This is a genomic window from Burkholderia gladioli, from assembly GCF_000959725.1.
Classification (GTDB): Bacteria; Pseudomonadota; Gammaproteobacteria; order Burkholderiales; family Burkholderiaceae; genus Burkholderia; species Burkholderia gladioli.
Genome location: NZ_CP009322.1, coordinates 1,606,228 through 1,615,842, shown reverse-complemented (window position 1 = coordinate 1,615,842; position 9,615 = coordinate 1,606,228). Strand labels below are relative to the sequence as shown.

The window sequence follows — 9,615 nt, the reverse complement described above, 5'->3', positions numbered from 1 at the left end:
GGCGACCCGGCCAGGCCGCCGCGCATCCCCGGTCCGGCGCCTCGCGAGTGGGGCGCCGGCCGACAGACTGGAAATCAATGACGTGACGGACAACACCTCTCCCGCCCGGCCCGACGCGCTGCGGCTCGCGACACAATACGCGGCGCTGCCCGAGGACAAGCGCGCGCTGTTCCGCGCCCGCGCCCGCGCGCAGGGCATCGACACCTCGGCGCTGCCGGCCGTGCCGCTCGCGCCGCGCCCGGCGCGCTTCCCGCTGCTGCCGGCCCAGGAACGGCTGTGGTTCCTGTGGTGCCTCGATCCGGCCCACGCCGGTTATCACCTGACCCAGACCTTGCGGCTGAGCGGCCCGCTCGACCTCGCGGCGCTGCATCGCGCGCTGCGCGCGCTGGTCGAGCGCCACGAGGCGCTGCGGCTGCGCTTCGAGGCCGGCGACGGCGTGCCGATGCAATACCCGGTCGAACTCGCGCCGGCCGGCCAGCAGGCGCCCAGGCGCGACTACGGCTTCGCCGCGCACGCGGTGGGCCGCGATCCCGAGGCGCTCGCCGCCGCCTTGCACGCCTTCGGCTGCGCGCCCTTCGACCTGACGGGCGGCGCGCCGATCCGCGTCGGCCTGTTCGAGATCGGCCCCGACGAATGCGTGCTGCAGTTCGTGGTCCATCACATCGTCGCCGATGCCTGGTCGATGGACCTGCTGTTCCGCGACCTGCTGGCCTTCTATCGCGGCGAGACGCCGGCGCCGCTGCCCGTGCAATTCGCCGACGTGGCGATGTGGCGGCGCGAATGGCTGGCCGCCGACGAGCTCGACGCGCAGATCGCCCATTGGCGCAGCGTGCTCGACGGCGCGCCGGGCGCGATCACGCTGCCGCGCGATCTGCCGCCGCGCCAGCAGCGCTCGCACGAGGGCGGCACGGTGCGCCGCGTGCTGGAGGCGCCGCTGGCCGAGCGGCTGCGCGCGATCGCGCGCGAGCAGCGCAGCACGCCGTTTACGCTGTTGCTGGCGGCCTGGGGCGTGGTGTTGGGCCGTTACGCGGCGCAGCGCACGGTGGTGGTGGGCGTGCCCTCGGCCGGGCGCGAGCGCCGCGAGACCGAGGCGCTGGTCGGCTTCTTCGTCAACACGCTGATCGTGCGCACCGACCTGGACGGCGCCCGGCCCTTCGTCGAGCTGCTGCGCGCCACGCATGAGCGCGTGCTCGATGCGCAGGCTCATCGCGACGTGCCGTTCGCGCGGCTGGTGGATGCGCTGTCGGTCGAGCGCGACCTGGACAGCTCGCCGCTGTTCCAGGTGATGTTCGACCTGGCCGTCGAGCGGGCCGGCGGAGCCGCGGCGCTGCCGGCCGGCCTGCGCGCCGAGCCGGTGGCCAATGCCGCGCCGACCGCGCGTTTCGATCTCGCCTTGAACGGCCAGGATCGCGGCGCGGGCGGCAGCTTCGAGCTGGCGCTGACCTATGCGAGCGACCGCTTCGTCGAGACCACGGTGGCGCGCCTGCTCGACGACTACACGGCGCTGCTGGCGCAGATCGCCGCCGAGCCGTCGCGCCGCGTGGCCGACCTCGCCGCGCCGCGCGAGCACGAGGCCGCGCGTGCCGACATCGCGCGCGGCCCGTTCGAGCCCGCGCATCGGCGCGTGGCCGCGCGCGCCGCCTTGTGCCCCGAGCGCGTCGCGCTGCGCTGCGAGGGCGCGACGCTGCATTACGCCGAACTCGACGGCTGGGCCGCGCGCCTGGGCGCCGCGCTGCGCGCCGACGGCCTCGCGCCGGGCGAGCGCGTGGGCCTGCTGCTGACGCGCTCGCTGGCGCTGCCGGCCGCGCTGCTCGGCGTCTGGCACGGCGGCGGTGCCTTCGTGCCGCTCGACCCCGAATACCCGGAAGCGCGGCTGCGCGCGATGATCGCCGACGCCGGCGTGCAGCGCGTGATCGTCGACGAGGCCACGCGCGCGCAATGGGGCGAGCTGCTCGCGCCGCTGCGCGCGATCGACGCCTGGTCGTGGCGCGAGGCGCCGGCGGGCGAGAGCGCCGCGCAACCCGCGCCGGCTGCGCCGCTGACGCTGCATCCCGAATCGCTGGCCTATGTGATCTACACCTCGGGCTCGACCGGCACGCCGAAGGGCGTGGCGATCGCGCATGGCGCGCTGGCCCTGCACCTGGAGGACTTCCTGCACGACCACCGCATCGCCGAGACCGATACGGTGCTGCAATCCTCCACCATCAATTTCGACGTCGCGCTGCACGAGCTGTTGCCGGCGCTGATCGCGGGCGGGCGCGTGGTGATGCGCGGCCCGCGCGCCTGGGAACTGGACACGCTCAACCGCACGCTGATCGACGAGCGCGTCAGCTTCGCGCGGATCCCGACCGCGCTATGGCAGCAATGGCGCATCGCGCTGCCGGCCGCGCAGGACCTGTCGCTGCGGCAGATCACGGTGGGCGGCGAGGGCCTGCCCGGCGATGCACTCGCGAAGTGGCTCGACGGCCCGCTGGCGAGCGTGGCGATCGACAATCTCTACGGGCCCACCGAAACCACGGTGGCCGCGCTGCATCATCCGGTCGGTGTCGCGGACGCTTCCAGCGCGATCGTCGCGATCGGCCGTTGTTATCCGTCGCGCCATGCCTATGTGGCCGACCTGGACGGCAACCGCGCGCCCGACGGCGCGCTCGGCGAACTCTGCATCGGCGGGCCGACGCTCGCGCACGGCTACCTGGGCCGGCCCTCGCTGACGGCCGAGCGCTTCGTGCCCGATCCGACCGGCGCGCCCGGTTCGCGCGTCTATCGCAGCGGCGACCTGTGCCGTGCGCGGCCCGACGGCGTGATCGACTTCCTCGGCCGGCTCGACCAGCAGATCAAGCTGCGCGGCCATCGCATCGAGCTCGGCGAGATCGAGGCGGCGCTCAGGCGCGCGTCCGGCGTGCGCGAGGGCGTGGTCGAGCTGCGCGGCGCGGGCGAGCGCAAGCGGCTGGTGGCCTACTACACCGGCGAGGCCAGCCCGGCGGCGGTGCGCGAGGCGCTCGCGGCCGGCTTGCCGGCCTCGCACCTGCCGTCGGTCTGCGTCGCGCTGGCCGCGCTGCCGACGCTGCCCAACGGCAAGCTCGATCGGCGCGCGCTGCCCGAGCCCGACGATACCGTCGAGACCGGCGCGGTGCCGCCCGAAGGTCCGCTCGAAACCGCCTTGCTGGCGATCTGGCAGACCGTGCTCGGGCGCGGCGATTTCGGCGTGACCGACAGCTTTTTCGCGCTGGGTGGCGATTCGATCTCCAGCCTGCGCGTGATCGCCCAGGCGCGCTCGGCGGGCTGGATCGTGACGGCGCGGCAGGTGTTCGAGCATTCGAGCGTGCGCGAGCTGGCACGGGTCGCCGAGCGCGCCGAGGCGGGCGAGGGCGGTGCGGGGGGCGAGATCGACGACGCTGCCTCGGACGTGCCGCTGGCGGTGCCGCTCGTGCCGATGCAGCACTGGTTCTTCGAGCAGTTCCCCGATGCGCCTTCGCGCTGGAACCAGTCAGTGCTGCTGGCGAGCGCCGAGCCGCTCGATGCCGGTGCCCTGCGCGGCGCGCTGGCGGCGGTGCTGGCCACGCACGACGCGCTGCGCGCGCGTTTCACGCGCGAGGCGGCCGACCGGGCCTGGACGCAGACCATCGTGCCGGCTTCCGACGCGCTGGCCGAGGCGGCCTTCGAGACGATCGAGCTCGATGAGGGCGCCGCGGCCGGCGACTGGAGCGCGGCTCTGGCCGTGCATGCCGATCGCCTGCACGGCAGCCTCGACCTGGCCGCGGGCCCCTTGCTGCGTGCCGCCGCGTTCGCCACGCCCGAGGGCGCGCGGCTGCTGATCGTGGTGCATCACATCGTGGTCGACGGCGTGTCCTGGCGGATCTTGCTCGACGACCTGCTGAGCGCCTACGACGCCCTGCGCAGCGGCCGCGCGCCGGCGCTACCGAAGCCGCCGACGCGCTGGCGCGACTGGTCGCGGCGCCTGGCTGCCTATGCCGCGCAGCCGGAACTGCTGGCCGAGCTCCCCTGGTGGCAGGCTCGGCTCGGCGCGGCCGAGGATGCCGCGCCGCGCGCCGAGGGCGGCCAGCGGCATCAGGCCTGGACGCTCGACGCCGAGGCGACCGCCCGGCTCACCCAGGCCGGCTGGCGCATCGACGAGGTGCTGCTGGCCGCGCTCGCGCATGCCTGCGCCGAGGTGCTGCCGGCCGTGCCGGTGGTGGTCGAGCTGGAAGGTCACGGTCGCGGCGACCAGGTGCCCGGCGTCGACCTGAGCCGCACGGTCGGCTGGTTCACCACGCAATATCCGCTGCGCGTGGCGGCCCATGAGGATGTCGATGCCACGCGCCGCGCCATCGGTGCCGCGCGCGCCGAGCTGCCGGCCGAGGGGCTGCACTACAACCTGCTGCGCTACGCAGGGCTGGCCTCGTCGCGCTCGGCGCTGGCCGCGCTGCCGGCCACCACGGTCGGCTTCAACTACCTGGGCCGCTTCGAGGAGCGGCTCGGCGCGGGCCGCTTCACGTTTGCCGCCGAGGACAGCGGCGACGGCACGCAGGGCCGCGTCGCGGCCGGCGCGCGCCACTGGCTCGACCTGAACGGCCTGATCGCCGAGGGCTGCCTGAAGGTCGACTGGAGCGCCGCCGATGGTTCGGTCGACGAAGCGATGCTGGCGCGCCTGGTGACGGTGTTCGACGCGCAGGTGCGTGCGCTCGCCGGCATGGCGCACGGCGCAGCCGATCCGACGCACGCGGCACCGCGCCGCTTCGGCGATCTGCCCGAGGGCGCGCCGGGCGAGAGCGTGGCCGTGGGTGACGCCGCCGTCGCGGCGGCCTTCGCGGTCTGGCGCGAGCGCTTCCACGCCGAGGCGCGTCTCGCGCCGGCGCCCGACGCGAGGCTGCAGCCGCTCAACGCGGCACGCGCGCCGGTCACGCTGTTCTGCTGTTATCCCGGCTTCGGCCTGACCGGCGAATACCGCTACCTGGCAGCGGCGCTGCAGGGCGTGGCCTCGGTGGTGGCGCTGCGCGCACCCGGCTTCGCCCGGCCCGGATCGGTTCCCGCCGATTGGCCCGCGAGCTTCGAGGCGCTGGCCGAGGATTGCACGCGCGCCATCCTCGCGGCGCAGCCGGCCGGCCCGTATCGGCTGCTGGGCTGGTCGTTCGGCGGCCGCATCGCCTTCACGGTGGCTGCGCGGCTGCGCGCGCTCGGGCACCGGGTCGATTTCCTCGGCCTGCTCGACACGGCGATCCGCACCGCCGATGCGCACGACGAGCCGGGCGCCGAGGCCGAGGTGGCCGGCGCCGATGCGCTCGCCGCGCTGCCGGCGTGGCTGGCCGCGCAGCCCGACGGCGCGGCCCTGGCGCCGCTGTTCGCGCGCGCCGCCGAGATCGACGGCCTGCATTACCGCTTGCGCCTCGCGCACGCGCTGCCGCGCATCGACGTGCCGCTGAGCTTCTGGCATGCCACGCGCGATGCCGTGGCGGGTCGCGAGCGCGATTGGCGGCCGCATACCAGCGCCGAGGTCGAGGTGATCGAGGCGGATGCGACGCACAGCGGGATCGTGCTGCATCCGGAGGTGCATGCCGGCGTCGCGCGCCGCCTGCGCGCGCTGGCGGCGGCCCCGGCGGTTCCCGCTGCGCCGGCGGCCGGCGAATCGGCGGAAATCGGCGGCGACGACGCGCGGCACGGCCGAACTGTCGGATAATGACGCCCCGGCGGGCCTCGGCCCGCCGTTCCCGCCAGACCAAGCAGACGATGGAACCGAAGCCGTGACCACATCCGCCGGCGATACGCCGCTCTACCGACTTTCAGGTGTCGATTTCGCGATCGGCGACAAACTGCTGTTGCAGGACATCACGCTGGACATCCCGGCCGGGCAGGTGGTCGGCCTGATCGGCCACAACGGCTCCGGCAAGACCTCGCTGATGCGCCTGCTGGCGCGCCTGCATGCGCCCACGCGCGGCAGCATCGCGTTCGGAGGCGAACCGCTGGCGGGCTGGCCGCACCGGCGCTTCGCGCAGCAGGTCGCGCACCTGCCGCAATACACGCCGGCCACCGACGGCCTGCTGGTGCGCGAGCTGGTCGCCCTCGGTCGCTATCCCTGGCACGGCGCGCTGGGCCGCTTCACGCGCGAGGATCACGAGCACGTCGAGAACGCGATGGTCTCGACCGACGTCGCGCATTACGCCGAGCGTCCCGTCGATAGCCTCTCGGGCGGCGAGCGCCAGCGCGTCTGGCTGGCCATGCTGATCGCGCAGGACAGCCGCTGCGTGCTGCTCGACGAGCCCACCTCGGCGCTCGACATCGGCCACCAGCTCGAGGTGCTGCAACTGATCCGCACGCTCTGCGAGGCACGCGGCATGACCGCCGTGGTGGTGCTGCACGACGTCAACATGGCCACGCGCTTCTGCACCCAGCTGGTATCGCTGCGCCACGGCCGCGTGCTGATGCAGGCCAGCCCCGAGGAGATCATGCGCGAGGACAGCCTGGAGGCGATCTACGGCGTGCCGATGGGCGTGATGACCGATCCGGTCGGCGGCCACCGCATCGGTTATCCGCGATGAGTCGCGTTCGTCTTCACCCGGATGCGGGCCGGCGCCGCTGGCTCGCGCGCGGCGGGGCGCTCGGCCTGGCCGGCGCGACCGCCGCGCTCGGCGCGCTCGGCGCGCTCGGCGCGCTCGGCGCGCTGGCGCGGCCCGGCATGCTGCAAGCGGCACCGGCCGCCGTCGATCCTGCCGCCGGTGCCGCCGAATCCACCGCGATCCCGACGCGCATCGTCACCATGAACTGGGAGCTCACCGAGACGCTGCTCGCGCTCGGCGTGGTGCCGATCGGCGTGACGCTGCCCGACTGGTATCGCAGCGCGATCGTCGAGCCGCCGCTGCCGCCGGGCATCGCCGATGTCGGCCTGCTGTACCAGCCGAACTTCGAGGTGCTGCTCACGCTCAAGCCCGACCTGCTGGTGCTCACGCCGGGCCACGCGCCGGCGATCCGCATCCTGCAGCGGATCGCGCCGACCATCATCCTGAGCCAGTACATGACCAGCGAGACGCCGTATCGCGATCTGTGCGACGAGACCGGCAAGCTGGCCGCGCGCGTCGGCCGCCCGCGGCGCGCCGTCGAGCTGGTGGCCGAGGCCGCGCGCACCATCGAGACCGTGCGCGCCGGGCTCGCCGCCCGGCCGGCGCGGCTCGGCAAGCCGGTGATCGTGGCCGACCTGGTCGACGACCGGCACCTGCGCGTCTATGGCCGCGGCAGCCTGTTCGACGAGATGCTCGGCAAGATCGGCGTGCGCAATGCCGCGCATCCGCGCGACGGCGGCCCGGTCTGGCCGACCCAGGCCGGTTATTCGCTGGTGCCGCTGCAGCGGCTCGCCGAGGTGCCCGAGGCCAGCGTGCTGCTGGTCGGCCCGGTCAAGGCGCCGGCCCGTGCCGGCCTGGCCGGCAATGCGATCTGGCACGCGCTGCCGGCGGTGCGCGAGCGCCGCGTGACCGAGCTGCCGGTGATCGCGCCGTATGGAGGATTGGTGTCGATGCAACGTTTCGCGCGGGCGATCGACGCCGCGCTGGGCACGATCGAGGCGGGAGGCGGCGGTGTTGCGTAACCTGATGAGCCTGCCGCGCCAGGCCGCGCCGCGCGACACGCGCTGGTGGGTGATCGGCGCGATGATCGCGGTCTCGCTGCTGCTGGCGATCCTCGGCATCCGCGCCGAACTCGACGGCGCCTCCTTCTGGCAGGCGCTGAGCTCCCCCGATCCGCACAACCTGCGCGAGATCCTGGTGCGCGACAGCATGCTGCCGCGCATCGCCATGACCCTGCTGTGCGGCGGCGCGCTGGCGCTGGCCGGCACCCTCGCGCAGCAGGTGCTGCGCAATCCGCTGGCCGAGCCGATGACGCTCGGCGTGTTCCCGGGCGCCTATCTCGCGCTGATCATCGCCGATCTGTGGGGCCCGTCCTGGCTGGTGGCGGGGCGGCCCGCGATCGCCCTGGCGGGCGGCCTGCTGGCGATGCTGGCGGTGTTCGCGCTGTCGGCGCGGCAGCGCATGGCGCCGCTCGCGGTGGTGCTCTCGGGCATGATCGTCAACCTCTATTGCGGCGCGATCAGCCTGGCGCTGTCGATGGCGCACTTCGAGCTGCTGCGCGGCCTGATGATCTGGGGCGGCGGGGCGCTCGACCAGACCGGCTGGCACGAGAGCCGCATGCTCGGCCTGGCGGTGCTCGGCTGCGCGATCGTGACCGTGCTGCTGCGCCGTCCGCTCGGCGTGTTCGATGCCGGCGACTCGACCGTGCGCAGCCTCGGCGTCGGTCTGCACCGCACGCGCGTGGTGGCGCTGCTGGTGGCGGTGGTGCTGACCGCCGCGGTGGTCTCGACGGTCGGCGTGATCGGCTTCGTCGGCCTGGCCGCGCCCACCCTGGCGCGCCTGGCCGGCGCGCGCCGGCTCGGCCAACGCCTGGTCTGGGCACCGCTGCTGGGCGCCGCGCTGCTGTGGCTGACCGACGAACTGGTGCGCGTGGTGTCGTCCGCCGAGCTGTTCTCCGCGCATCTGCTGCCGACCGGCACCGTCACCTCGCTGATCGGCGTGCCCCTGCTGCTGTTCCTGCTGCCGCGCCTGCGCGCCCAGCCGGACCTGCACGCGGCCGGCATCGCCGCGCCGGCGCCCGCGCGGCTCGCGCGCCGCCTGCCGCTGGCTTTGCTGGCGCTGGTGGTGGTGCTCGCGCTCAGCTTCGGCGTGACGCGCACGGTCGACGGCTGGCGCATCGGCGATCTCGAACAGATCCGCGCCATCATGTTCTGGCGCCTGCCGCACACGGTGGCGGCGGCCGCGGCCGGCGTGCTGCTGGCGATCGGCGGCACCCTGATCCAGCGCATCACCGCCAATCCGATGGCCAGCCCGGACCTGCTCGGCGTCAGCTCGGGCGGCATGCTGGGCCTGGTGGTGGCGCTGTTCATGGGCGTGACGCCCGGGCCCGGCATGCTGTTCCTCAGTTGCCTGGTGGGCGTGGTGGTCACGCTGGCGGTGCTGATGTGGCTCGGCTCGCGCGTGGCCTTCGCGCCGGAGCGGCTGCTGCTGATCGGCGTGGCGATCAGCGCGCTGCTGCAGGCGGTGGTCAGCGCCATGATGTCGAGCGGCGATTCGCGGGTGGGGCTGCTGCTCAACTTCATCGTCGGCTCGACCTATTACGTGCAGGCGCCGATCGCCTACGCCGCCGCCGTGATCGCGCTGCTCGGCCTGGTCTGCGCGCCGCTGATGAGCCGCTGGATCGAGACGCTCGGCCTGGGCGCCGGCGTGGCGGGGGGGCTCGGCATCCCGGTCGGGCGCGCGCGCCTGCTGATCCTGCTGCTGGCCGCGGTGCTGACCGCCGCCTCGACCCTGCTGGTCGGCCCGCTGTCCTTCGTCGGCCTGATCGCGCCGCATATCGCGCGCTTCTCGGGCGCGCGCCGGCCCGCCTCGCAGATCCTGGTGGCGGCGATGATCGGCGCGCTGCTGATGACCTTCGCCGAATGGCTGGGCCGCCAGTTGGTATTCCCCGAGGAAGTGGCCTCGGGCCTGGTGGCCACCCTGATCGGCGGCCCTTACCTGATCGCGCTGATGCTGCGCAAGACGGCCACCTCGACTTGAGGCCGGGGCGGCACGCGCATGCCTT

4 protein-coding genes are annotated in these 9,615 nt (G+C 74.2%); all 4 read left to right on the top strand.

All coding sequences use genetic code 11. The features are described from left to right. Positions 1-82: 82 nt before the first annotated feature. The gene (locus BM43_RS07415; RefSeq protein WP_052710563.1) at positions 83-5,674 is read left to right on the top strand and encodes a non-ribosomal peptide synthetase; all 5,592 of its coding nucleotides are present in this window, start codon (positions 83-85) and stop codon (positions 5,672-5,674) included. Positions 5,675-5,738: 64 nt separating this feature from the next. Beyond that, positions 5,739-6,533, top strand: coding sequence for an ABC transporter ATP-binding protein (locus BM43_RS07410; protein WP_017922115.1), 795 nt, complete (start codon positions 5,739-5,741; stop codon positions 6,531-6,533). After that, complete coding sequence (locus tag BM43_RS07405) at positions 6,530-7,573, top strand: ABC transporter substrate-binding protein (RefSeq protein ID WP_036056058.1); 1,044 nt, start codon at positions 6,530-6,532, stop codon at positions 7,571-7,573. The genes BM43_RS07410 and BM43_RS07405 overlap by 4 nt, the downstream gene beginning before the upstream one ends. Continuing rightward, complete coding sequence (fhuB, locus tag BM43_RS07400; protein WP_230676429.1) at positions 7,563-9,590, top strand: Fe(3+)-hydroxamate ABC transporter permease FhuB; 2,028 nt, start codon at positions 7,563-7,565, stop codon at positions 9,588-9,590. Before BM43_RS07405 ends, fhuB begins: the two co-directional genes overlap by 11 nt. Positions 9,591-9,615: the final 25 nt, after the last annotated feature.